Annotated in this window: 17 protein-coding genes; 5 read left to right on the top strand and 12 right to left on the bottom strand. The window is 61.9% G+C overall.

Annotated features, from left to right (window positions below; all coding sequences use genetic code 11):
- Window positions 1-233 precede the first annotated feature (233 nt).
- The 3 genes from J2X42_RS22235 to J2X42_RS22225 all read right to left on the bottom strand — a co-directional run bounded on the left by J2X42_RS22235 (window position 234) and on the right by J2X42_RS22225 (window position 9988).
- Window positions 234-3584: a Swt1 family HEPN domain-containing protein gene (locus tag J2X42_RS22235; protein ID WP_310168165.1), complete on the bottom strand. Its 3351-nt coding sequence runs from the start codon at window positions 3582-3584 to the stop codon at window positions 234-236.
- A 123-nt stretch (window positions 3585-3707) separates the two neighbouring features.
- Window positions 3708-6467 carry a DUF1156 domain-containing protein gene (locus J2X42_RS22230; RefSeq protein ID WP_310168164.1) on the bottom strand — a complete coding sequence of 920 codons (2760 nt, stop codon included), beginning with the start codon at window positions 6465-6467 and terminating at the stop codon, window positions 3708-3710.
- A gap of 110 nt (window positions 6468-6577) precedes the next feature.
- The gene (locus tag J2X42_RS22225) at window positions 6578-9988 is read right to left on the bottom strand and encodes a helicase-related protein (protein WP_310168163.1); all 3411 of its coding nucleotides are present in this window, start codon (window positions 9986-9988) and stop codon (window positions 6578-6580) included.
- A gap of 659 nt (window positions 9989-10647) precedes the next feature.
- Between J2X42_RS22225 and J2X42_RS22220 the strand changes: the two genes are divergently transcribed.
- On the top strand, window positions 10648-12969 hold the full coding sequence (locus J2X42_RS22220) for a DEAD/DEAH box helicase (protein WP_310168162.1): 2322 nt from the start codon (window positions 10648-10650) through the stop codon (window positions 12967-12969).
- Between the two features lie 128 nt (window positions 12970-13097).
- Here J2X42_RS22220 and J2X42_RS22215 read toward each other — a convergent pair whose 3' ends face one another.
- The gene (locus J2X42_RS22215; RefSeq protein ID WP_310168205.1) at window positions 13098-14261 is read right to left on the bottom strand and encodes an ATP-binding protein; all 1164 of its coding nucleotides are present in this window, start codon (window positions 14259-14261) and stop codon (window positions 13098-13100) included.
- Window positions 14262-14428: 167 nt separating this feature from the next.
- Window positions 14429-15664 (bottom strand): macrolide 2'-phosphotransferase, encoded by a 1236-nt coding sequence (locus tag J2X42_RS22210; protein WP_310168161.1) that lies wholly within the window; start codon window positions 15662-15664, stop codon window positions 14429-14431.
- Window positions 15665-15803: 139 nt separating this feature from the next.
- On the opposite strand from J2X42_RS22210, the gene J2X42_RS22205 reads away from it, so the two are divergent.
- A complete protein-coding gene (locus J2X42_RS22205) occupies window positions 15804-16649 on the top strand; it encodes a hypothetical protein (RefSeq protein WP_310168160.1) in 846 nt (281 codons plus the stop codon).
- Between the two features lie 151 nt (window positions 16650-16800).
- On the opposite strand, the gene J2X42_RS22200 is transcribed toward J2X42_RS22205, so the two are convergent.
- Complete coding sequence (locus J2X42_RS22200) at window positions 16801-17574, bottom strand: DUF6994 family protein (protein WP_310168159.1); 774 nt, start codon at window positions 17572-17574, stop codon at window positions 16801-16803.
- Between the two features lie 349 nt (window positions 17575-17923).
- On the opposite strand from J2X42_RS22200, the gene J2X42_RS22195 reads away from it, so the two are divergent.
- The gene (locus J2X42_RS22195; RefSeq protein ID WP_396134131.1) at window positions 17924-18517 is read left to right on the top strand and encodes a recombinase family protein; all 594 of its coding nucleotides are present in this window, start codon (window positions 17924-17926) and stop codon (window positions 18515-18517) included.
- A complete protein-coding gene (locus tag J2X42_RS22190; RefSeq protein WP_310168158.1) occupies window positions 18518-19183 on the top strand; it encodes a helicase associated domain-containing protein in 666 nt (221 codons plus the stop codon). It begins immediately after the preceding gene.
- Between the two features lie 325 nt (window positions 19184-19508).
- Here the strand turns inward: J2X42_RS22190 and J2X42_RS22185 are convergent, their stop codons facing one another.
- From J2X42_RS22185 to J2X42_RS22175, 3 genes are all read right to left on the bottom strand, one after another.
- On the bottom strand, window positions 19509-20042 hold the full coding sequence (locus J2X42_RS22185; protein ID WP_310168157.1) for a hypothetical protein: 534 nt from the start codon (window positions 20040-20042) through the stop codon (window positions 19509-19511).
- A 269-nt stretch (window positions 20043-20311) separates the two neighbouring features.
- Entirely contained in the window at window positions 20312-20443 is a 132-nt protein-coding gene (locus J2X42_RS22180) for a hypothetical protein (protein ID WP_310168156.1), read from the bottom strand.
- Between the two features lie 596 nt (window positions 20444-21039).
- The gene (locus J2X42_RS22175; protein WP_310168155.1) at window positions 21040-21834 is read right to left on the bottom strand and encodes a hypothetical protein; all 795 of its coding nucleotides are present in this window, start codon (window positions 21832-21834) and stop codon (window positions 21040-21042) included.
- Between the two features lie 165 nt (window positions 21835-21999).
- On the opposite strand from J2X42_RS22175, the gene J2X42_RS23435 reads away from it, so the two are divergent.
- The gene (locus J2X42_RS23435; RefSeq protein ID WP_396134130.1) at window positions 22000-22146 is read left to right on the top strand and encodes a helix-turn-helix domain-containing protein; all 147 of its coding nucleotides are present in this window, start codon (window positions 22000-22002) and stop codon (window positions 22144-22146) included.
- Between the two features lie 348 nt (window positions 22147-22494).
- Here J2X42_RS23435 and J2X42_RS22170 read toward each other — a convergent pair whose 3' ends face one another.
- The 3 genes from J2X42_RS22170 to J2X42_RS22160 form a co-directional block, all read right to left on the bottom strand.
- Window positions 22495-22905 (bottom strand): SHOCT domain-containing protein, encoded by a 411-nt coding sequence (locus J2X42_RS22170; RefSeq protein WP_310168154.1) that lies wholly within the window; start codon window positions 22903-22905, stop codon window positions 22495-22497.
- A gap of 311 nt (window positions 22906-23216) precedes the next feature.
- Window positions 23217-23585, bottom strand: coding sequence for a ParB family protein (locus J2X42_RS22165; protein ID WP_310168153.1), 369 nt, complete (start codon window positions 23583-23585; stop codon window positions 23217-23219).
- Window positions 23582-24499 carry a ParA family protein gene (locus tag J2X42_RS22160; RefSeq protein WP_310168152.1) on the bottom strand — a complete coding sequence of 306 codons (918 nt, stop codon included), beginning with the start codon at window positions 24497-24499 and terminating at the stop codon, window positions 23582-23584. The genes J2X42_RS22165 and J2X42_RS22160 overlap by 4 nt, the downstream gene beginning before the upstream one ends.
- Between the last annotated feature and the right edge of the window lie 54 nt (window positions 24500-24553).

Here is a 24553-nt window from a genome sequence, read left to right as displayed (position 1 = left end):
GATGCCGTAGACAAGGAAGGAAACTACCTTGGCACGACCGTTGGGACCCGCCTTCTCAAACGGAACTCCCAGCCTTACCGGGGGTATCCCGGGTATCCCGGATATCCCGGGTACGCCGGTTATCCCGGATACCCTGGGTACGCCGGATACGCGGGATACAAATCAGGATTCTCGGACGTCCCGGAGTCAAGTCTTAAAGGGTAATTCGCTGCGCCAACTGAGATGAGGGTACTTCACAACTCCTCGAAGCCGGACTGGTCGAACTTGAGGGTGCTGGCGTTCTCCGAGACCGTGCGAACTTTGCTTTCATCAAAGCCGGTTGTGTCGGTGGCTTCGATCTCAATGCGCACGACGAGATTGGTGGTCGCGCCGGTGCGAAGGTGAGAGAGGACTTCTTCGGCGATGTTTTTGAAGTCCATCGCGATTTTGTCGGCGTTGAGCGTCTTGACGCCGTAAAAGCGCGTCTTGGCCGTCGGAGACACGACTTCGGCCATCGGCCGAACCGGGGCGGCGGGCTGGTCGACGGTCGGCTGGTCGCTCGGTGTGTCGCTTGATGCCTGGGCCTCGCCTTCCCGTTGTTCGGCTGCGGCGTCGGGGCGCACGAGCAGGAGCGAGTCCGTGGCAACAGGGGCGGCACCCTTATCCTGAGGGGTCCACAGACCGACATAGCGACCAGCGGTGTCGTCGTAGCCTGTCGCCAGGGCGAAGGCGTCCGTCTGCCAAATCATCGGCAAATCAACGATGCCTTCGTTGAGCACCCGGCGGTCACGTAAGCGCGGCATATAGGGGTATTGGCTATAGAGGGTCCATAGCGTTCCGAGTGAGACGTGGCCGTCCTTCCAAATCTGCGGCACCATGCTGATAGCGTGTCGGATCGTGGCTGCGGCCTGCCGGGTGGAAAGGTCACCGTCGTTACCGAGCCGACGTGACACGCGGTCGGCGAGCGAGTCGGACTGGCCCTCGACCTTCGTCTCACGGATCACGAACGGCGCGCTGGCGTCAGGCTGTGCCGGGACTAGTGCCCAGGTGAAAGTCTGCAACAGCCTAGAGGTGACGGTCTGGTCGGCCTGGGCCTTCCGCTGCGCGGCCTGATTCTTCTGGTTCTGCGTCAGGTCGAGGTCGGCCTCATTAGCCAGCACATGAGTCCAGCCGAGGTAATCCCGCGTGGCGGTGTGGAGTTCCTCCAGCCTGGCCTCGTCAGCGGCGAGGTAAACCAGCATGTTGCGATGGATGCGGTTGACGCTGCCACGCTGCTCGGTGGCTCTGTGCGCAAAGTCCTTGGCGACAGAGTCGGCGCCGCGCTTGTGCGCCACCTTGGGATGGAGGATGACAAGCCGGGCCTCGTCAATGTCGGGAATGTCTGCATTCGTCTCGGGACAGACGTGGACTCCGGCGAAGTCGCCTCGGGCGCGGGCCTGCCCTTGTAGCCGTTTGACGATCTCTGCCGACACGTCCTCCTTGTGGAGCCGCTCCGCCTGGTCTTTGGCCCTCCGGGTGATGTTGGGCTGAAGGTCGTACCAATACTTGCCCGAGCCGGAATAGAAGTACGTAGCGCGGTCGCCGAGCTGGGTCAGCGCGGAGTGGAAGTTTCCAGGCACGTCCCCGGGGACTGCGGCACCGAGGAACACGCGCTGGGTGCCCGTGCCTTTGTGGACCGAACCCGGTGCGATGGTCGGCGCAGCCCCGAAGAAAACCGTGCGCGCGAGTCGCTTGGTCAGCGACCGCTGCCCGAAGAGCGGCTTCTCGGCATCGATGCGGGCTGGTTCAGAGTTCGCTCCGTCGACATCCGCGTCAATAATCGTCTTCCACGAGTCCTGCAGGTATTGTGTCAGCTCGGCGTTCACATTGGCGGTCGCCAACGGGATCGAGCCGGGCATGATAAGCGGCGAGGCGTCCTCGCCGGTCCACAGCGCGTGAATGACGGTGCTCATTAGCCTCAGCACACCACGGGTGCGCTGGAATCGTTCGAGGGACGACCACTCTTCATAGAGTGTGTCGAACATCTCGGGATGGATCGGGTAGGTCCGTTTGATCCGGTCCTCGTAGGCCACTTCGCGCGCTTCTCGCGGGAAATCGTCGGTGTACTTTCTGTACATCTCAACGTACGCCTTTGCGGTCGCACCGATCTCGGCGAGGGCGGCGGCGTCGGCCTGCTTGAACAGGCGCTGCTTGACTATGTTGTAGGCCTCTTCCGATGAGGCCGGACGCCACTGTTCGGCCACTCGGCGGACAACGTTCTGGAGCCGCTTGAGCGCTTCCAGGCCGTTGGCGCCACCCACCTCCTCTGCGTTCCCGGCGACGATCGTGTCTCCGGTGACTCCGCTCTCCGAGGCGGGAATGGAGACCGCCAGCAGGACACCCGAAGTTCCCTTGCATGCCTCGGTCAGTGACTGTGCGAAGGTGAACTGATCGTCGAATGTTCCGCCGGCCAGATCGTCACGGCCTACAAGTGAGCGGGCGTAGGCGACCCACTCGTCGATCAGGATGACCGCGGGAGCGTACTTCTTCAGCAGCTCGTGCAGAGCTTCGCCGGGGTGGGTTCGGTCAGCGTCGGCCTTGGCAAGCAGAGCGAAGGCCGGCGGTCCGCCGAGCTGCCAGGCCAGCTCGCCCCAGATAGTGTTGACCTGCGTTCCGTCGTCTTTGATGACACCGGACGGGCTGAAGTGGTTGCCCACGATGGCTACGCGGTTGACCCTTCTCCCGGTGTACCCGTTGGCGGTCAACAGTTCTTGGGTTTCCTGCGGGAACTCTCCGACCGGGAGTCCGGCCGCGACGTGCCACAGCGAGAGCATCGAATGCGTCTTGCCGCCACCGAAGTTGGTTTGGAGATTGATGACCGGCGAGGTGTTGTCGTCGCCCGAGAAGCGCCGCACTGCTCGACCGATCAGGTCGCGTAGACCCTCGGTGAGATAGGTGCGTTTGAAGAACTCAACTGGATCGGCGTAATCCGAGTCGACCTCGCCGCCTGTCGCGACCTTGTATAGGTCGGCTGCGAACTCTGAGGCATGGAAGTTTCCGGTCGCCACGTCGTCATGGGGCTGGAGCACTTCACGCCATGGCTTCAATCCCGACGCCTCGGGGTTGGTTACTGCGGCCTTGAGGACCTTCTTGTCGTCCTTGTCCGCTGTCACCCGGCGAAGGTTCAGCCGGACATTGCGAACTTCTTCCGCCTCCGCCGGTGCGCCGACTAGTCTGAGGAGTCGCTCCCCGGTGTCGAGTGAACGGTAGGCGTCGTCGTCGGTGAAGGTACCGTTGTGTGCCCAATTGTTGCGGACTTCTCTGAGCTCGATCGCGAACGACTCGCCTGCTTTGCCCAGCACTTGGTTGAATGGGTACCAGCCCTGACGGTGGCCGCCGGTGATATTTCCTTCGGTCAACATGCGCAACTGCACTTGCGGGTCGCGCGGGTCATAGATTTTCCCCACAGGCCCGTTGTTCTTCAGATCCTTGCCGTGGACGAGCTTTGTCCACTCAGCCCCCGTCTCAGGGGCGGCTTGGCCGATGACAGTCGAGATGAAGTCATCGAGCACTGGCGCCATTACCTGGAACATCCGGTCGATCCGGTCGCGGTTGCTCAGTGCCATCTCAGTTCGCCCTTCCCCACGCATAAGAACGCAGACAGTCCAATAGCGTGAAGTCAAACTCCAAAGCGAACGCTTTGCCGAGCTGTACAGCGTCCGCGTCCATCAGTTTGAACGTTAATTGAGTCATTCGTCATCCTCGAAGTCGAAGTGGTCTTGGGCCGCCACAGGCTTCTTCTTCCTACGACTGGCGTCAAGGATCTCGGGCCAACTCGTCACAAGGCTATTGAAGGACAAAGCGTCCTTTGTCCATCCATTACTCTCCGCAATACGGAACAACAGGTGGGCCAACTCCTTGACCAAGTCGGCGTCGACCGCCCTATCGCTCCTGCTGAGCGCCGACTGAAGGAAGTCACCTGCCGGCGCCATGCCTTCCCGTTCCAAGACTTTGATGAGGTGGTGCAGCGCCTCCCAGTTACTAGTGTGGGAGTCCTCAAGCACGTCGTAAGTCCACGGGAGGTCGGCGGGTTTGATCAGCTGCACGTTGCCCGCCCGGCTTCTGAGGATGTCGTCGCGGTCCAAAGCGACGACACTGGTATTACGGGCGCGGGCGAGGCTGTCGGCGTCGCCAAACTTGCCGACACCGTACCCATGCTGGCGGTACCAGGCGATCGCGAAACGTGAGGTGGGGTCGAAGTCTCCCTCTTGTTCATTCAGCACTTGGTCTAGAATCTCGTTGATCCTTGCCAGGGCGGCACGAACTGTCATCTTCTTGCCATCGGCCTCGAGGACTGCGGCGTATCGACTGAAAACTGCCATTCCCGGTCCGATCGCAGCCTGCGGCAAGTCCACGGGCGCAATCTGGCCTTGCTGCAGCTTTCGCAGCGCGTAGGGCAACTCATCCTCCAGCGCAGCAATGAATCCCCGCCGATCCGTGGTCGGGGCATCAGGATTGCGCGGTCGGAGGGAGAGCACGATGGACGAGGCGAGTGCGTTAGTCCCACTCGCAATCATCCGGTTACTCAGTTCGCTGCGGTTCGGCCATGTAGAAGTGATCTCCCAACCGGAGCGAATCATGCCTTCGAGCAGTGTCTCCCAGCCCGTCGATGCGTGGCCACTCTCGTCAGATTCACTCTGCTTGAACGCATACCAGACCGTGATCGGGAATTCGGTTCCGGCTGACTCGCGAGCATGCGCAAAAACTGACCTAAAGCCATCCTCAAAGAACGCCTTCGCACCGTCCTTGCCGGGGTGGCGATAGGGATTGGCCACCAACTCCTCTGCCTTTGGCACAAGCATCGTCGACAGCAGAGTGGGATGGACGGATCGAAGACTGCGCCGTAACCAAACGTAGAAGAAGTCTGAAAGGTCGGAATATCCAATGTTGTCGTAATAGGGCGGGTCAGTGCTGATTACTGTGCCTGCGTACGAGCGAGTGGCGGCGTCTGCCATGACGGCTTTTCCTTCTGGTCCCGACATAGGAACACCGTCGAGCGCCTCGGCGGTCCACGTAACCGCACCTTGCCAACTGCCGGTCCCGTCAGCGAATGGATTAGGTTCCACGAAGTCCCACGTCATCGGGAGTGCCTGGCGCGCGAAGGTGTTACGGGTGCTCTCGCGCCCGAGGAACCATGTGACGAGCGTCGAGCCTCGGTCCGCAAGCTTCGACAGAGCCATAGCAAGGTAAGTGGCTACAGCATCGGCATACATCTCCGATCCGCCATCCGAGATGACCTTTCCACGCACATTACCGATGAGATCACTCAGAGTCGTTAGCACCGTCAACTGCCTATTAGTAAATAGATCAGTCCATTTCGACATTCCATACGCCTGTACGCGGAAGCTGAGGGCCTGCTGCGGAATGTTCGCCTCAGGCACATCGGCTGGTCGGCCAACCCTCGCAGCTCCAATGTGCACAGCATCCGGAGCTGCGTACTCCCGCTGACGGTTGCCGTGCGCAACGACTGCCATCAACTGGGCAGTCAGGCGATGCGCACGCCCCTCGGAACGGATATAGGTCAGCGGCACCGAGGTCTGACAGGCAATACATCTGGCACCTTGCCGCCCGACAGTGCCGTCGGTTTCTGGTGTCGGAGCCTCTGAGGAGTCCTGTCCGATCGTAAACTCCACGCGTCGTCCCGAGGGGTGCGTCGTATCCGGGACCACGAGCGGGACCACATATCGCTCGTTCCCCTTCTTGTTCCGCAGCCACCAAGAACGCGCGAGTGGCATCTCGATGCCGCATGCCGGGTTCGGGCATGTAACTGTTCGAGTCCAGATCCAGGCCACGACTGTGGCCGAGGAACCGTCGGACAAAGTCGCCTTAGGATATATGTTGCCAATCTGTGAATCGGCCTCTTCTCGCATCCAAGCTCCGTAGGCTCGAACGTCGGCGGCTAGGCCTTCGGCGCCCTTCCAGTCCCTGAATTGCGAATCCGCAATACCTGGAAAGATTGGGGGCTGGTCGCGAAACCTGGGCGGAATCTCGATTAGCGCCTTGTTGATGAGCACGGCGACGGGATTGAGGTCTGACGCGTGCGACTCCAAGCCGAGGCGTTGAGCCTCGAGTGGGATAGTGCCTCCGCCGGCGAAGGGGTCAAGAATCCGAGGCGGGTTCCCATTTGTCGACTTCAAGATCTCAGCGTGCGCCTCGGCGAGTAGCTTCTGATCATTGAGATTCTCCCAGACCACGAGTCTCTCGATCAGGGCATGGAGGCGCTCACGCTCGGCTCGTTGCAACTCCTCTGTCGGAAACTCCTCGGGGCGAGCACTCGGATCGTCAACGAGCTGCGCGAAGAGGACAGCCCGGGCAGCAGCCAGCGGTCGCCTTGCCCACCACATATGCAGGGTCGAGGGGTGACCATGTTTGATCGACTTCTCCCGCGCCGACTCTCGGTTGATTGCCTCTAGCGGCAATGCCACCTCGATCAACTTTCGCTTATGCACTTACTTCCACAACCCATCTGAGTTCGAGCGCGGGGCTCGATTACACGACTGCAAGTTGGCGTCGCGGCTTCCTGACTGATTCTAGGGTCTATCGCTAATGAGCCGCTCATTCAGAACGGACCTGTCCCCTTGGCCCACATCTTGGTCCAGTCGCCGCGGATGCCGGTGGCGTCAAAGTCACCGAGGTCGGTTGTGGCGAAGGGATCGTCTAAGTAGCGGACTTCGTCGTGCTGTGCTCCGCGCTGGTCGACGCGGACGAGGGCGAGGCGGTAGCGCGGGACGGCGTTCTTGCCGGTCATCACTTCATTGTGGGTGACGAAGAAGTCCTCGGCCCCCTCGATGCGGGCCTTGACTTCGATCCGGTAGGTGTCGCCATTCATCGCTGTGGAGAGGATGTCGAAACCGGGGTTATTGAACGCCTGCTCGACGGGCTTGCGGCCAAGTTCGCGTTCGCGGGCCAGCACGAGCTCGACGCCTCGGCGTTCGACCTCCTTGGTCTCCTTGGCGTGCATGGGCGCGTTGGGTGGGAGGTCGTCCTCAAGCATGCCAACGGGGAGCACGAGCGCCGCTGTGACGATGTGCGGCGGCTTTGTGGACATCACCGCCTGCTGGTCGAGCAGTTCCAGGCGTTTGAGGAGGCGGATGTCGAGTTCGACAGCCTTGCGGTTGAGGCTTTCAGAGGTCTCCTTGGCCTTCTCGCCTGCTCGTTCCTTCTCACTGGCGACCGCAGCGTCGAGGAGCAGACGGTCGCGTTCACTTTCGAGTCGCTTGGTGACGAGCATGCGGGTCTTGCCGAGTTCTGAGGATCGACGCGGCTGGACCTCGGCGAGGTATTCGGGGAGCTGGTTGGCGATGATCCAGCTTTTGGCCTTGTCTTCGGCGTCCGGCAGCCACGTGAGTTGCCGGGCGGCCGTGGCCCCTGGTGTGTCGGGGGCCGCTACGCAGTCGAGGTAAGGTGCGGGCCCGGCGGGGGTAACGGTGCCGAAGCTGTCGACGTAGGCGTAGCCGAACCGTCTTGCGACGCTTGCGCCGGTGGCGTCGGCGACTTCCTCGATCACCCCAACCAGTAGGTGTGGCTCTTCGAGCGTTGAGGAGACCAGGACCGTGCCGCGGTTGAGGGTGCCGCCGAACTTCTTGATCGCCTCGTCCATCACTGCATCGTGCAGCGGATGGCCTGGGGCGAGAAGGTCTGCGCGAGCGAGTCCGTCGGGTTGTACGTGGGGCAGGTCGAAGGTGACCCTGTCGTACTTGGTCGCGATCGGGCCGTGTTTGTTGGCACGGACGTGAGCGGCTACATTGGCGATCTCATAGCGACCCCGCTCCCGCTTTACGATGCGGCCACCGAGCCGGGTAAAGGCCGCTTTGAACGCCAACTCGATGTAATGCGGCTGGAGCCGACGGGCGCGCGCCTCGTCCATCGCGGCCCGCAGCGCCGCCAAGTCGGCCTCTGCGAGGTGCTCGGAGGCGAGGGCTCGCTCGTCGAGGATCTCCTTGAGACCGTCGCCGATGGTGGCGTCGATAATCTCGTGCATCTTGGCCTTCACGTCCGGCCGCTCCCCGTATTGGATGGCCTCCAGGAGCAGGTTGCGCAGCGGGATCTCGTTGAATGCTTCTCCGAGGACGTCGAAGACTTTGCCGCCGTACGCCTTGCGCTGCTCCTCAATCTTCTCCAGCAGCCGGGAGAAGACCTCGCCCTCGCGGGTGTTGGAGGCTACGAGGTTCCAGAGGCGACAGACCTCTTCCTGGCCAATGCGGTGAACACGACCGAAGCGTTGCTCAATGCGGTTGGGGTTCCATGGCAGGTCGTAGTTGACCATTAGGTGCGCCGCTTGGAGGTTGAGGCCCTCGCCGGCCGCGTCGGTGGCCAGCAGGATCTGGCAGTCGCGGTTCTTGGTGAACTCCTCGGTGATCTGGCGCCGCTCGCCGCGCCGTACACCGCCATGGATCGCCCGGACTGCGTCCGGCCTGCCGAGCAGCGAGCTGATGCGGGTCTGGAGGTAGCCGAGGGTGTCGCGGTGCTCGGTGAAGATGATGAACTTGCGCGGCCAGCCGTTCTTGTCGGTGGTCAGCGCGTTGTCCTGGAGGATCGTCGATAGCTCGGTCCACTTGCGGTCGGTGCCCAGGTCACGGACTTGCTTGGCGGCCTTGGCGAGTCCGGCCAGTTCTGTCAGCTCGGAGTTGAGTTCCTGGACCGTCTGGGCCGCGGTCGCGGCGTCGAGCAGCTCCTCTTCTAATTCCTCGATCTCTTCGGCGTTGAAGTCGTCGGAATCCAGGCCCTCCAGGTCGACGCTACGCTCGGATTCGGAGTAGGTGCCGTTAAGGATCTCCTGCTTCTTCCGCTCCAACCGCTCGGTGCGACGTACGAGGCTCTTGTAGATCGCTTCGGGGCTGGATGCGAGACGGCGCTGGAGGACCGTGAGGGCGAAGCCGATTGTGTTCTTCCGCTTCCCGCCTATCCTGTCGGCGCGGTTCATGCCTTCGCGGACGTAGTCTGTAACCTGCTCGTACAGGTCGTACTCCAAGGCGGTCAGCTGATAGGGGACGGTCTCAGCGATTCGCTCCGGGAAGAGCTTCTTGCCTTCAAAAGTGAGGAGGTCTTCCTTGACCATGCGCCGCATGATTCCGCTGGTGTCGGCGGTGACCTTGTTCTTGCCCTCGAACCGGTCCCGGTCGAGCAGGGTCAGGAAGAGTTGGAAGTCCTCTTCCTTGCCCGAATGTGGGGTGGCGGTCATCAGCAGAAGGTGGCGGGTGATATCTCCAAGCACCTCACCGAGTTGGAATCGTTTGGTTTTCTCCAGCTTGCCGCTGAAGTAGTGCGCCCCCATCCGGTGCGCCTCATCGACGATGATCAGATCCCACTCAGTCTCCTTGAGTTGCGCTTGCAGCTCCTCGTTGCGGGAGAGCTGGTCCATCCGCGCGATCAGCAAGGGGTTGGACTCGAAGACGTTAAGGTTGACATTTGCGTCGATTAACTGGTTACTCAGGAGGTCGAATCGCAGCCCGAACTTGAAGAACAACTCGTCCTGCCATTGCTCCACCAGCCCGCCGGGCGCGACGATCAGGCATTGCTTCACGTCGTCCCGCAGGATCAGCTCTTTGATGTAGAGGCCGGCCATGATTGTCTTGCCGGCCCCGGGGTCATCGGCCAGCAGGAAGCGAAGCGGAGTGCGTGGCAGCAACTCGCCGTACACCGCACGGATTTGGTGCGGAAGGGGTCGCACGTCACTGGTCGCAACTGCCAGCATCGGGTCGAACAAGCCTGCCAGGGTGATCCGCTGGGCCTCGGCAACGATCTTGAAATCATTGGCAGAGGCGTCGAAAGAACGGCCGCCGGTCTGAGCGACCGTCAGCGCGTCCTCGTCCTTCCGGAACACCACCTGCTGCCCGAGGCCGCCTGCTGTCGTCTTGTAGGTCAACTCCAATGCGTCGCCACCGTGCCACTGAACTGCGATTACAGTGACCACCTCGGCGGGGATAAGCCCGTGGAGGCGTAGTCCCGTCTTGAGTTCCTCAAGCAACACGTTTGACCTCCTGATCGACAGCCCACCAACACGCTAGTCGAAAGGTCCGACAAATCCGCCCTTTTTGGCCCCAGCTCCGGCCCAAATATCGTCCTGCATGATTAGACCGGTAACCCGCCCGGCGACGAGACGAACGGATCCGGAACCTACTACGGCTCGCGTTCCGTCCCTCTGTTGCAGCCCGATGGGCTTGAGTTCTTCCAGAAGCACGATTGACCGTTTCGATCGACAGCCGACTCGCCTTACCAGACCGAGCCGACAGAGCCGCGGGATCGTCGGTGCTCGGCACTAATCTTTACAGCAAAGCCGACCGATAAAGGGGTGCCGTGGAACGGGATGAACGCCTGCGAGTCCATGCGACCTCAGCGCAGGCCGCAAACTGGGTCGCTCAGGCTCGCTCGATTCTGGAACGCCGTTCAATGGTCGAAAAGGCCGGGGACGAGGCCGTCGCTTCCCTGCGCCGCCGAGCTGTGGAAGTACGGACTGAAGGGCGAGTCGCCTGGCGAGTCGTGCCACTGCGTCCAGCTGACACAACGTTCCTTTATCATGCCGCACGACAAGCCTGCCTTCCGACAGTCGGGCCAGAGGAACGGAAGGCCCTCTACAGTCTGACAACGGACGCCGCTACTGCAATCGACGATGCGAAAAGCATCATAGGCATGCGCCGATTCTTCCTAGACAACAAGAAGCGGGAAACCGGTGCCGGTGCCGCCGCCTTCTTGAACCACTACCGCGAGTGGGCCCTTACGGCTGGGCTCCCCCAGCTGCTCGAGCGCCTCGACCGCCATAACGATAATCCGGTCGAGATCCCTCTTACCGCCGCATTGGCCGACTGGGTGGGGCTGCGTGGGCGGCTCGGCGATCTCGGCAGCAGTCAGCGCATGTTCCCAGTCGCGGCCGTTGCGCACTTGCCAAGTGCTGTCGACGCCATCGATGCCGCGTTGCGGCAGGAGGAGCACTTCCGCGCCAATGTTGTTACCGCGGGCGAAGCCGTTCGGAAATACGAAGTGCGGCGGCTCTTGGCCGATATGCCCGTGGAGCGACTCAAAGAAGCGACCCGAGACCGCCTGCGCATCGGACCGCTCACAGAGGCCGGCCTGAACACGGTCCAGGCTGTCCTCGACGGGGGAATCCTGCTATCACACCTACCCGGTATTGGGGCAACGACCGCCATTCGAATGCGTGGTGCTGCGCAAACGCTGTGGCAGACGACGTACGACGAGACGCCCGTCCGGATCGACATCAAGAGCCGCACCCCAGAAGCCACCGAGCTGCTTCGGCGGCTCTCAGCATGGGACGCCATACGACAGACCAGGAGCGCCACCACCGACCTGGCCCTAAAGGAGTCTCTGACTCCCCTGGCGCACGCTCTCGATCATCAGGTCAAACACATTGTCGTCCTCTCCAGTGATCGAACAGTGACAGAGTTCACCGGGGCGGTAGATGCCGTCAGCCGCCGCGCCGAGCAGATCGGCGCAGCTACGGCTGCTCGTATAGCGGCGGATCCATGGGACGACTTCTTCCATCGCCCAGCGGACTACTTTGCACTGCTCGCCGAACTTGGCTTCATCATCGAGGACGAGCAGAAGGCTCACGGCGACCTTCCCGACGACATCGTCGAGGCCGTACGCAGGCTCGAACTCAATACTCAGCATCTTTCAGCGTCGCTGCGCGGCTACCAGAGCTTCGGCGCCCGGTTTGCTCTTGTCCAGCGAAAGGTGATCATCGGCGACGAGATGGGTCTCGGCAAGACCATCGAAGCACTTGCGGTGCTCGCCCATCTTCGCTCCCAGGGTGCGCACCACTCAGTGGTGGTCTGCCCGGCCGCGGTCGTGACCAACTGGGTCCGCGAGGTCCAAGCCAAGTCCAGGCTCCGACCGCACCGTGTCCATGGCCCCGGGCGAGCGACTGCCGTCCGCAACTGGCTTCGCAACGGCGGCATCGCCGTGACCACCTTCGAAACCCTGCCATGGTTTGAACCCCATGTTCTTGGGCTCGTTGACCTGGGATGTGTTGTGATCGACGAAGCTCACTACATCAAGAATCCCAGCGCCCAGCGCTCCCAGCGGGCTGCGAAAATTATCAGCCTGACGGAACGCGCGATCCTACTGACTGGAACGCCGCTGGAGAACCGCATCGACGAGTTCCGAAATCTGGTCAGCTACATCCGTCCCGATCTTGTAGTCGATGGCAACGACCTAGTTCCGCATCGTTTCCGGCGGCAGGTCGCGCCGGCCTACCTCCGCCGCAACCAAGAAGACGTCCTCACAGAGCTCCCCGAGCTGGTCGAGGTAGACGAATGGCTCCCTCACTCGATCGAGGATGCCGCCGCCTACGTCGACGCCGTCGCAGCCGGGAACTTCATGGCCATGCGCCGGGCCGCAATGTCGTGCGGCGGCAAGTCCGTGAAAATGCAGCGCCTCGTGGAGATCGTCCAGGAAGCCGAGGACAACGGCCGACGCCTCATCGTGTTCTCCCAATTCCGCGACGTGCTCGACCACGTCGCCCACACATTGCCAGGCAAGGTCTTCGGTCCGCTCACAGGCTCAGTACCCGCCGCTGCTCGACAGGTCATGGTCGATCAGTTCTCAGCCGCAGGACACGGCGCCGTGCTCGTCTCCCAGATCGTCGCCGGCGGGGTCGGCCTCAACATTCAAGCCGCGTCGGTCGTCGTGATCTGCGAACCGCAACTCAAGCCAACTACCGAGTGGCAGGCCATAGCCCGGGCTCGTCGCATGGGCCAACTTAAATCAGTCCAGGTCCACCGCTTGCTCTCCGAAGAGGGCGTCGACCGGAGAATCACGGAAATCCTAGCCCGCAAGCAGCAACTCTTCGCCGATTTCGCTCGAGTCAGCGAGACGGCCGATAGCGCACCCGAAGCCTTCGACGTCTCCGAAGCAGAGCTGGCACGCGACATTATCGCAACGGAGCGTGAACGCCTCTTCACTCAGAACGCATCGGGCTCTAACGACACACTTTGAACGACACGCGGCGTCCTCTCCGCGGCACGGCTCGTTTCCGGTGGAACACTGCCCCAATGGAGTGAAAGCGAGCCTGCCAAGGCACCCCACTTATGGCGCACCAGCTTGTCAGCAGCAAACGTGCATCTTCAGTCCTCGGTCTGGCGTGCTATGAAGCCCGACATTCCAGGGACGGTGAATTGAATGGAACCGTATTCCGGCGCGTACACCACGCCTTTAGTGATGAGTCGTGAGCGAATAACCGCCAGTTTGTTTGCTGGCTTTTCAAGCCTTGCAGCGACCTCTCCGCTGGAGGACGGACCGTCGCCGTCTTTGGCCATAGCTCGCAAATATCGGCGTTCTGCCGGGGTTGCCTTCTGCCAGCGGGACTCGAAAAACCCGTGATCAAGGTCGATGGTGCCATATTTGATAGCCAGTCGTGCATCATCCTCGCCAATGATCTTTTGCGGTGCTGCGTCCCATGCTGCACGACCGTATGTCTGGAGGAAGAAGGGATATCCGCCAGCCGCGGCGAGCAGCATGGAAAGCGCCTCGTATGTGGTGGAGGCGCCAAGTCGGCTGATGGGTACTGTTAGTGCCTCAGCTGCGGCGTCGGGATTGAGCTGTCCAATCGTCCTGTAGAGGAAAAGCCGCTCACCGTAAGTCCTGGCTTCCGAAACCCTCCCAGGGAGGTTGGGAAGGCCGGCGCCGATCAGGTAGAACGGCCAGCCACGCTGCCCCGCAAGGTGCTGGACCGATAGCAGCGCGGTCAGGAGTTCCTCGTCCAGATCCTGCATCTCATCAATGAACAGTCCAAACCCGGACCTGGCCTTCTTCATTGCGAGGGAAACATCTTCGACGAACTCCTCGATGTCGATGTCGAGCTTGCCTGAATCCGCCCTGCCCTGCCGGGTCGTCACGGAAGCGGAGACACCCGTCACACCCAGCGTGGCGGAGATGTTGCCGATGCTCGACATAGCCCCGTTGAGGTAGGACCAGGCTGGCTTTCCACGCAGTCTGCGGGCCCCGAGTTCGAGCTCGCGGGCAAGTTTCGCACGGGTTGCATCCCTGCCTGCTTCCCCCGGCTGGGCTTCCAGCTGGATGACCAGCCAGTCGTTGCGCCGGGCCTGCTCGGCGAAGACGTTCAAGAGTACGGTCTTGCCCACACCGCGCAGCCCGGACAGAATCATGCCCCTGTCCCCCACCGTATTGGATTTGGTCCGCGCAACGAGCAGGTCGAAGGCATCGATCTCACCCTGGCGACCAACAAGCCACGGGGGCCTCACGCCGGAGCCAGGTGCGAAGGGGTTCATCGAAGGATCCATTTCATGAGTATAGAAAGATCTGGCCAGTTATAACAGTTCTTGTTATAACTCCATATCTTTCGTTACAGTTCACGTTTCCTCGGTGGCGAGGCGAGGTCCTGGACTACTGGCTCACGTGGAACCTTTGGGCGGCAGGGCTCCAGTGGTCCGCGCGGCTATTTCTGCTTGGCGTTGACTATGGAGATGGCGGCGGTTGAAGTGCCGTCCGGGTCCTTGGCTGCTTCTCCGGCGCTTGTTTCTGGCCGGGGATCTGCCGGAATGGCGGTCACGATGACTGCCGGCTGGACAGGGTCCGGCACGGGAACAACCGTGACGGCCGGAACCGCGGCTGGTAGGCCACCAGCAGACTCGGTGCCTCCTGGCGTACCGTTCCCTGATGTGCCGCCGTCGGGAGCGCTGGAACCAGGCGTGGGCACAGCTCCCGGCCCCATTGCCGTGCCGGCGGAGGGCAGCGGTTCTACGGTGATCGGCTGCCCGCCATGTTCTGCGATATCGCTGGCAAGGGTCCCCAGCATCCCTTCGGCCTCCCAGACCATTGAGGGGTCGCCCGCTGCGATTCCCTTCACCAGGTACTGGGCCAGAGCGAATTCGGCAGACAGGGCTGCCCGGCGCAGCAGGTGGTTGTCCGGGGTGTCCCGGCGGCTGGCTGTGTAGCCGGCCAGGACGGCGTCCACGAAGTCCTGCTCGTTAGATGCCACCAGCCAGGCGAAGTCGTCCGCGGGGTCGCCGATCCGAAGGTCGGTCCATCCTGTGACGGCGGTGAGGCGCTGGCCTTCCACCATGAGGTTGTCCTCGTGCAGGTCGCCGTGCACCACACACGGATTGAAGCGCCAAAGCGAGACATCTTCCAGGGCGTGTTCCCAGCGCAGCAGCAGGGCCGGGGGAATCTTCCCGGTGGTGGCCGCCTGGTCGAGTTCATTCAGCCTGCGCTGACGGAACTCGTTGGGGGTGTAGCTGGGCAGGTCTGCGTTGCTGACCAAAGCCCGTGGCAAGTCATGGATGGCGGCCAGGGCCGCACCGATTTCACGGGCGAGTGTCTCCGGCCCTGCTGTCAGTTCCTCGACGCTGCGGATGCTGCCGGCCAGGTGTGAGTAGACAAACGTGCTCAGGGTTCCCAGCCGTACGCTGCCGGCTACCGTGGGCATCAGGAACGGAAGTTCGGCCCGGATACCGGGAGCGAATGCCCGCAGAACCAGGAATTCGGTTTCCAGCCTGGCGCTGGCCTCCGCGTGCCGCGGCGACCTTACGCGCCACCGCTTGCCTTCAGAATCCAGCAGCAGAGCCGAGTCGAAGTCGGCTGGATCATCCGGGGCAGAGCTAACGGCCGTTGGGGTCAGTCCGGGGACTGCCGCGGTTGCAACGGCTGCCAGTTCAATTGGTTTTCTTCTCACGGTTCCACGGTAGATTGCCAGTCGTCCAAGACACCGGTCTGCCGGCGGCGAGTCCTTCACGTGCTTCCTGTCTCACCAACCTCACTTGTCATCGTTGAGGCATAAGGGGCTGGGTCTACGGACGAAATAGGCTGATTCAATGCGCGCTGATGAATTTTGGATCGATAATCCCTTGGAGGGGTACCGGATCCTGAATCGAGAAAAGATCGAAGGAGTCCTGACAGGGTCCCTGGTAGGGATAACGGATGTTGATGCAGCCGTTGCCTTGGCTCGTCTCGTGCATGATGAGTTCGAGTCGTTCGGGACTGGCGGCAATCCCTACGCCGATGAGCGAATGGATGACGAGGATTCCGCCAGGGCATTGCTGGCGCTGCGACAGGTTCTTAAGCGCCTCAGAATTGAGTTCGATCCGCCGTTCAGAGATTTCCGGACATTCCGTCAATTTTGGATCAGGGAGGGTGCCGCAGACAGCTATCAAGCCCGCCGGGACATATTGATCCACTTGTTCGACGACATCCACGAACGCCTTGTCCAGCTTGAGCTCTCCACTATCGAGTCAACGCTCAGCAGTCCAATCTCTCCCCGAGGAACAACGGGGTGGCCCCGAGTCGATGAAGAACTCGCCGAACTGCGCCGACACTTCAGCCAAGCCCGAACAGAGCAAGATTTCCGCAACGTCGGCAATGACTGCGTCATCGTTCTCGAATGCCTGAGCGCGACGGTATACAACCCGAGTAGGCACCTCCAGGACGGTGAAGCCGAGCCCCCGGTCAGCAACACAAAGCAACGACTCGATCGTTACGTCGAAGTGGAGCTTGAGGGCGCGGCTAACGCCGAGCTCCGTAAACTTGCTAGAGCCACCATTGAGTTTGCTCAAGCGGTCAAGCACCGCGGGACTGGCTCCCGAAGAGATGCTGGCATCGCTGCCGATAGCGTAATCCAGCTGGCCAACATCATGCGGCGTATTCTGCCAGACCTCGTCTAACAGGAACCAGCCCTAGGCTAAAGCGCATGGAGTCTCCAAGCACTGGCTACACCTATCCCCTCATGCATCGTCCCGTTTATGGGATCGTCCTGAGTGTCCGGTGGGTCCGGCGTCTCTTCCTCACAATGTCAGGGGCTGGTGTCAACGTTGTTCATTGCCGGCGGACCTGGATGTCGGGGTGGTTCTCCTCGACCCAGTCGGCCATCCGGTTGCCCCGCAACCGGATGAACCTCAGCGAGGCTTCCTGAACCCTGATGTACTCGTCCTTCGTGACCGGCACGCCGGTGCGCGTGAAGACCGTGTCCTTATCCTCATCGAGGAAGAAAGCGATCTTCCCCTCCGGTGTCACGAGATCCTGGAAGTGGAAGAACTCCACAAACTTCTCGAACGTGCAGAAGAGTTCGAAGAAGTCCCCATAGTTCGTGGTGACGTCGGCGAGGGGGCTGCCTGGCTCCTTGGCGTAGTGGCGCCGGATGCATTCCAGGGTCAGGTCCATCCGGTCCGCAATAGATTGTCGCATTCCCCTGGCGGTGTTGAGGGTGGGCAGGTGTATTCCCCTGACGGGCCAGATCATGGCGCTGCCGATCGTGTACGGCGGGTTGAGATAGCGGCGCTTCTGCTCCTCACTCACCTCGGCCTTAGCCTGGACCAAGGCCTTGGGCCTCCCCCACGGGGTGTAGGAGTTCGTGATGGCGTCACTGCCGAACGTGATCGATTTGTCGGGCGTCTGCTCGAACATCAGGTAGTTATTCCGACGCACCTTGGGAATTTCCGAGACCGTCAGTTTGAACAGCTGCCTCTCGCATAGCTCCTTCGTCCAGAGCAGCTGATGGTCAGCCTTGAGCCGCGGACTATGGGAGTCCGGGTCCTTCCCTGGAGGCGTGGTGTCGAGAAGGTAGTCGAAGGCGATGTCGAAGACGCGCATGGAAGGAAGTCTATGTGCCCGCCTATTGCGAACCGCGGAACCTGCAGCTGAAACAGCTCTCACCGAAATCGCAAACGAGCCCGATCTTGAAGGGGCAGCACAAAGCTGGCTCCGTAGTCGTCGCAGGCACGGTGCTACTGAGTCAGCCAAGGTCCCTCCGCTACCCAGTTCTGCACCGGCCCAACCTGACCGGCAACCTGTCTCACAAAAGGATCCTTTATCAAGATGGCAGGGGCCGCTCGTCAAAATTTTCCCAAGCCCTTTCTTCCTGCGGCTTCAGGGACCGGTGGGTCGTCTCAACAATGTGTCTCACCCCGGCTATTCTCAACAAAAGGGAAAGAGGCCTTTGATGAGCCAACAGGAGTCGGTTTTGGGGAGTATTGGATACGCCAGGGTCAGCACCGCCGAGCAAAATTCGGACCTGCAGCATGCGGCCTTGAAGGCGGCCGGCTGCCACCGGATCTTCACAGACCATGGTGTCAGCGGCTCAAGCGCCAGCCGGCCAGAGCTGGACAAGATGCTCGAACACCTGCGGGACGGTGACGAGGTCGTGGTCTGGAAGCTGGATCGCCTCGGGCGCAACACGCGCAACCTTCTGGCCCTCATCGACGACTTGGAGCGCCGGGGCGTACACTTTCGCAGCGTCACCGAAGGCATCAGCACCACGGGGCCGATGGGCAGGGCCATGCTCACCGTCATGTCCGCCTTCGCCCAACTCGAACGCGACCAGCTGGTCGAGCGGACCAGGGCAGGCATGGCCGCGGCCGCCGAACACGGGCGCAAGGCCGGACGGCGGGAAGTCACCGCCGGCCACGCCAAGGTCAAGCGTGCCCGCGACCTGAAAGCTCAAGGGCTAACGCCTGCCGACATCGGGAAGATCATCGGCGCCAGCCGGGCCACCGTGTATCGCTATCTGCGTATTGAAAGCAATGAGGTGATCTAAGTGAAGCGCGTCGCCCCTGACCCAGAGTTCGTGCTGATGTACCGGAAGGGTATCCCAACATCAAAGATCGCCGCCATGGAGGACGTCGCGGAGACCACCGTCCGTTACCACCTACAAATTGCTGCCCGTGCAGAGCCTGGCATCCGGGACGAACACAAGGCAGCCCTGCCCCTTCCAGCACGACGAACGCCGGACGCGGGCCTTCGGAATCTGGCCGACATCCTCGCCTTGCACGAATCCGAGGGCAGGCTGCCCGTCACCCACGGCAAATCGGCAAAGGAACGGGCACTGAGTGCATGGCTGGTGCGCCGACGGCGGGATGCGGCACAAGGGACCCTCTCCCCCATCTATCGTGAAGCCCTGGCGGTCATCCCCGGATGGGACATGCCCTCAACACGAAAAACCGACGACGAGGCACGCTGGCAGCAACGGCTGGAGGAACTGCAAAACCTCAGGGCCGCCGGCGGCGACTGGCCCAGGCATCAGAAAACGGACGACAAGTGCGAACGCACGTTGGGTGTGTGGCTGCACGGGCAGCGGATAGATTACCGCGCAGGCAGGCTCGTCCCTACCAAGGAGAAGAAGCTGAACGACGTTCTACCAGGGTGGCGGGACGGCCGCGGCCACAGGGGCGGTCGCAGCCAGGCCAGGTCAAAAACGCTCTAACCCTGCTTCCGACCAGCTTTGATACCGACAACGGGTTCTGGACAAAGCTTGTGACTGGAAAACCCCCGTCTTCGGCACCAATCACCGCGTCTTAGAAGGTTGGTACCAAACGGTCGTTTTTGCATACAAGCTGCCGCACTGGTTATGGCACCATCACCGGGCAATATTTCGGGCGAACTAGTGGGAATCCGGAACCTTCGGATCCGCGCGGTCGGTCACACCAGTCGCGGGAAACGGTGCGATAACCGGTCTGATCTTCGGAGATTTTTGGCGCTCTTCTGTTCAGGGCATCTGAGCTGGCGGCCCGTCTCTCCGGGCCCGGGCCTCATTCTGCCTCCGACGATGCGGGGTAGAGGAAGACGTCTACGGAGTCGCCGCGGTAGTGGAACCGGACGACGCTCCCCTTCGGGAGGCCCATCACGGCATCATCACCCGAATGGGTTTGCCCGCCGACGTCTGCAAAAAGATCGACCCCGGGCGGCACACAATTGGCGCCGTCAACAAAAGGACCGGAACGATCGATGAGCATGAAGCACCGGTAGCCCCGTCCGTCCACGAAGAACCAGGGTTCGAATCCCCGATACTGTTGATAGCCGCGGAAGCTGGATTGGCCGGCAGCTTCCCCCCAAGGGAATTCCAGCGTTGAGAGGAACGACAGCATTGTGAAAACGGCGCTGTCAGCCTCGTCTGCGATCGGACGCAACGTGGCATCGGGATGCGGTCTAACGATCCATGCCACGGTGAACACAGCGGCAACAAAGACTGCCAGCGCGGTGGCCGTAAATGAGTAACGGCGGACTTGTGTCGCAATGCGACGACGCCAGGCTGAGGACATCAATCCAGTGCTGGGCTCCGCCACGGGTGCGATGCTGGTTGCTGGTTCCGGCCATTCTTCAATGAATGTGTTCCAGGTGGAGTGAGCAACTGACCCGGAATCCGAGGCTGCAGCGGGTGCTGTGACTTCGGTGCCGGCGGCGGCGCGAAGACTCGCAGTGCGTGCCGCCTCCAGTTCCGCCAGTCTTACCAGTGCTGCAGGGTCGGACTGGATATCTGCCTGCGGACCGTATGCCCTCCTGCGGAGCTCGTCCAGCTCGCGCTCAGCGTCGGACCGGGGTGAGGATGGGTCCATCAGCCCGCCTCCGGGATGAGGTAGACGTAAGCATCCACCGTGTCGTCACGAAGTACGAATCGGATGATGCCGTCACCGGCGCGTCCTTCGAATCCTTCAAACCCATCCCGGGATGAGGCGACGTCCATCATGAGATCTGCTGGAGCCGGAGCACAGCGAACGTCTGAGAGATTACCGCTCGCCCGGTGCAGTGCCACCAGACACGGCGAGCCGAACGCGTTCACCCCGGAATAGATCTCGAGACCGAGATACGACCCGTATCCGCGGAGGGTTGAAGCCTCGATCTTCAACAGGGGTGCTCCCCTAAGCAGCAGTCCGGGGAGCCGGTTATCGACCGCGGCCCCGCTCGGATGAAGAGTGGCATCAGGACGCGGCCCGGATAACAGCAGGGTCGTCGTAACGATCCCTCCCGCGAGGACCAGTGCGGCACCGGCCCAGTACAAGCGACTCCACCTTGGCAGCGGATGTTCTATCGAGGCAGCGTCCACGGGGGCCTCCGAATCAAGTTCGCGCAACCTCGCTAGGCCTGGAGGGTCGACACTTATGTCTGGATCCGGACCGTATGCCCGCCTGCGGAGCTCATAAAACTCACGGCCGGCGTCCGAAGAGTGCCTGAAGCCTTCCACAGCTCAAACTACACCCGTCTCGCGGAACGGGTCTATACGCTCAAACATGGTTCAGCCTGGCCTTGAGTCGTCTTGTATCGCATGCGTTTCGCATCAGCCGGTCACTTGTCGGACTTGAACACGATCGAGTCGAAGACGGCGCGTGCCTCTCTCGTCAGCTCCGGATTGATGGGTTGGTGGAAGGCCACCCATGCCTCTCTCGTCAGCTCCGGATTGATGAGTGGGTGGAATTGGACCACCCAGGTCACAGCGCGCTGGCCGTTCAGGTCGACCACCCGGTAGGTTTCGCGTTCATTCTGAGTCGAGTACCAGCGTGAGCATTCGTATAAGGATTCTGAGTGGATGCAGAACTTGCCGCCGTCGCAGGCCGTGATGTCCACGTCGCCCTCGACGGAGTGGTCGAACTCGAAGCCGGAGTAATCGCCCACCACGACCTCGACGGGAGGGGTGCTGGCCGTTGACGTCTGCGCCGTCATCGCCTCGACGAAGGCCTCAGCCGACGGATCGAGCTTGACGAGCGCGTCCTGCCACGCGCATGCGTCCGTCGACACATAATCGGCGGGCCACCAACCCACGAAGACCGCCCCTTCACCCGGGTGATCCGGGTCGAATTTGCCCAGGCCGAGGTCGCCGCCAGACCAGCCGTCTGGGACGGTGATCTCGAAAGGCTCCGTGAAGCTGGTGACGAGGTACGTGCCGGCGTCGATGTCGCGGCCGCTCGGCAGCGGTGGGACCGTGCCCGGCAGCGGTGGGACCGAGCGAGCCTCCGTAGTTGGTGCGGGGGAGGGCTCCTCCGTAGACGGTGCGGGGGAGGGCTCCTCCGTAGACGGTGCGGGGGAGGGCTCCTCGTAGGTGCACGCCGCTAGGCCGACGGGCCCGAGTAGTCCGACTGACACGATCGATGCCGAGGCTATAGCGCGACGTAGCAGCACGGACATGGAGGCCTCCAAGGGCGAACTTTGTGATGGGCACGTTACGCCCAGCCGTCAACGGCCACAAGGGCTAGGCACGGACTACAGGCCGCACGCGAACAAGGACGGGTCGGCGGATGCAAACGCATCATGACGGATGCCAAGATCCGTTCAGCCCGAAAGCTCCTCAACCAGGGAACAATTCCCCGGGAGGTCGCCGACACCCTTGGAGTCTCCGTGCCCACCCTTTACCGATGGGTCCCTGCAACAGGCGCGACCGAGGCACCAAAGAAGTAGTCCCTGCTGGTTTGGTGCAGGCGACTTCTGAAAAAAGACCGTTTGGTGCAGAGGACTATTGAGCAGAATGCATTTCCGTGCAGGGCAGTTCTGACATTTCGGTGTCCATACTCGTCTGCACTACCCCGGAATTCCACCTCATGCCTGAACCCGGCCAAATCGTTTAGGGTCTGATCATTGCCCAGGATGACGACAATAAGATCCGCCGGGCCCTGTCAGTGGCCCAGAACATCCGGTTCATGAGATGCAGGGTCCAGTTCCACTTGGAAGCGTAGGCCGAGGCCCCCTCCTACCGGCGGCCGACCGCACTGCTTCCCTTCGGTTTGGGGCCACCTCGGGTGCCGGCGGTCAGCCGAGGAGACGGGCCTTCTGCGCAGCGAACTCGTCATCGGTCAGAACGCCGGCGTCACGGAGCCCAACGAGCTTTACCAGCTCGTCGGCGACCAGCCGGCCGTCCAGCTGCGGGGATGCCGGGACAGGAGCCAGAGCCGCATTTCCGCCGAAGTCCGGGTGGGCACGGAACCAGGCCTCGATCGTCTCGTAGGCACCGCGTTTGACCAGGACGGCCGCCAGCTCGGTTCCGTGACCCAGGATCTTCAGTTGCAGCCCAACTTCCCCGGCCCTGATTACCGAGAACCCGACGACGTCAGCGATCCTGACCCTGAACATCCGGGTGAAATGCTTGTACGACGCGGTGCCGTCACCGTTGTCGGTGATACTGCCGTATCCGGAACCGAGCTTGTATGTCTGCACTGACATGACTATCCCCCTGTTTGGTTGTCCCTCGGATTCTGCCACCGATGGCACTCAGACGGGAGAGGCAGTGGTCCACTGATGCCCGAAGTGCTTAGATGGTCGCGCAGATGATCTTCGCGTCCTCCCGGACCCCGGCAACCATGCGATGCCCAATGACATCATCGATGCCCTTTTCCCGGTTTCGGCGTGCCAGGTCGGCGATCTCGTTCAGCGGGTGGCCGTCATGGCCGCGGACCCCATTCGAATGCGAATGTCGATACCCCTTGCGGAGCCGCCGCGCCTTGGAGAGACGCCTGCTCGAGTATTCGGCTACTTCAGCTGTCTTTGAGCCGCCGGCCACCAGGCAGGTTCTCGCCCCAGGACGGGTACATCTCCCCCTGGTTGTGTTCGGTTTCGCGTCGGGCGGTTTCCGCTTCGATGGCCTTCGCCACGAAGTGGCTCCAAGTGTTATCCCCTTCGGCGTAGCTGGTCGCCCGGTAGGCGGCTCGCGCCCGGTTGCGGAGCGCGGCGGGAATGCTAACGGTCATGTTCGCTGTTTCGGTGTCCTTTGGTTCTGCCTTCTTCGGCGTCTCGGGCCGGTGTCCGGGGAGCATCCGTGCCAGGGGCGCCTCTATGGCGGGTGCGGCGGTGCGTCTCGGGGGCAGGCCGAGCGGGGGCCGGCCGGGTGTTGGTTCAGCGCTCACGCGTTGACCTCCTGAGATTCCGCGACGGCGATGCGTCGTGTCACTTCCATCGCTACCGCGTGGAGGTCTTCGGCTACGCTGGAGGCCGATTTTGGCCCCGCATTTCCGGCTTTCGCTTCCCCACGCAGAACCTCCCACCACTTTGGCCCTTTATTGAGCTCTCGTTCGAGCTCGTGGGCCAGCAGTCCACGTTCACGGCACGCCTGAGCGGTTGCCTCTGCGTGGCGAATGGTCATCGGAAACAGCACTTCGTCTGTCCCGAAATCGGCTGTGAGGTGGTCGCGGGTGACCTTGTGGACCTGTTTGGAATTCGTACCGGTGCCGACCAGTACGACGCCCAAAAGATCCAGCGACGGGTTGAGTCCGACGACGCTATCCATACGCGCCGCGACCGCGGCGACACCCTTTCGGCTAGACATATCTGTCTTCAGCGGCACTACGGCGTACCGGGCGGCTGCGACCGCTGCCGCCTGCAGCGGCTCATTTCCTGGAGGACAGTCGAGCAGGACCAGGTCATACTCCCCCGCGACACTGGCAAGCAGTTTGGCCAGCGCCAGCTGTGCAGCGTCGCGGTCCTTCTGTGCCTTGGCTCCGAGGAACGCGGCGGCATCGTCGAGGTGAGGACCTCCGGCAATCACGTCCAAGTTGGGACGAACGCCCAGCATCAGGTCAGGCTCGCCCCCGAAGCACAGCGAAGCCGCCAGGCTCCGACCCCCGTCACCCTGGTCGGCATAGCCAAGGTCCTCAGCAAGGTTGCCCTGAGGATCAAGGTCCACGAGGAGCACACGCGATCCACCCTCTGCGAGGAGTCCGCCGACGTTGGCCACCAGGCTGGTCTTGAAGACTCCGCCTTTTCCGTTGATTACCGCGATAACACGGCTAAGGGCGCCGCGGTCCAGATCGAGTTTCATCATCTTCCCTTCCAAAGTGATTCCAGCGTACCCAGCAACCCCGTCTTTGCTTGTGAA

Source organism: Arthrobacter sp. BE255 (assembly GCF_031457335.1).
Classification (GTDB): Bacteria; Actinomycetota; Actinomycetes; order Actinomycetales; family Micrococcaceae; genus Arthrobacter.
Note: the sequence above shows the minus strand (reverse complement) of the source record. Positions and strands in the feature narration are given on the sequence as shown.

What these genes read in the sequence shown, in the direction of transcription:
- J2X42_RS22160 (WP_310168152.1), bottom strand. Translation starts at nt 24,499, where the DNA reads ATGATGAAACTCGATCTGGACCGCGGCGCCCTTAGCCGTGTTATCGCG.
- J2X42_RS22220 (WP_310168162.1), top strand. Translation starts at nt 10,648, where the DNA reads ATGCGCCGATTCTTCCTAGACAACAAGAAGCGGGAAACCGGTGCCGGT.
- J2X42_RS22170 (WP_310168154.1), bottom strand. Translation starts at nt 22,905, where the DNA reads ATGTCAGTGCAGACATACAAGCTCGGTTCCGGATACGGCAGTATCACC.
- J2X42_RS22195 (WP_396134131.1), top strand. Translation starts at nt 17,924, where the DNA reads ATGAGCCAACAGGAGTCGGTTTTGGGGAGTATTGGATACGCCAGGGTC.
- J2X42_RS22205 (WP_310168160.1), top strand. Translation starts at nt 15,804, where the DNA reads ATGCGCGCTGATGAATTTTGGATCGATAATCCCTTGGAGGGGTACCGG.
- J2X42_RS23435 (WP_396134130.1), top strand. Translation starts at nt 22,000, where the DNA reads ATGACGGATGCCAAGATCCGTTCAGCCCGAAAGCTCCTCAACCAGGGA.
- J2X42_RS22180 (WP_310168156.1), bottom strand. Translation starts at nt 20,443, where the DNA reads ATGATGGACGTCGCCTCATCCCGGGATGGGTTTGAAGGATTCGAAGGA.
- J2X42_RS22235 (WP_310168165.1), bottom strand. Translation starts at nt 3,584, where the DNA reads ATGGCACTGAGCAACCGCGACCGGATCGACCGGATGTTCCAGGTAATG.
- J2X42_RS22200 (WP_310168159.1), bottom strand. Translation starts at nt 17,574, where the DNA reads ATGCGCGTCTTCGACATCGCCTTCGACTACCTTCTCGACACCACGCCT.
- J2X42_RS22215 (WP_310168205.1), bottom strand. Translation starts at nt 14,261, where the DNA reads ATGAACCCCTTCGCACCTGGCTCCGGCGTGAGGCCCCCGTGGCTTGTT.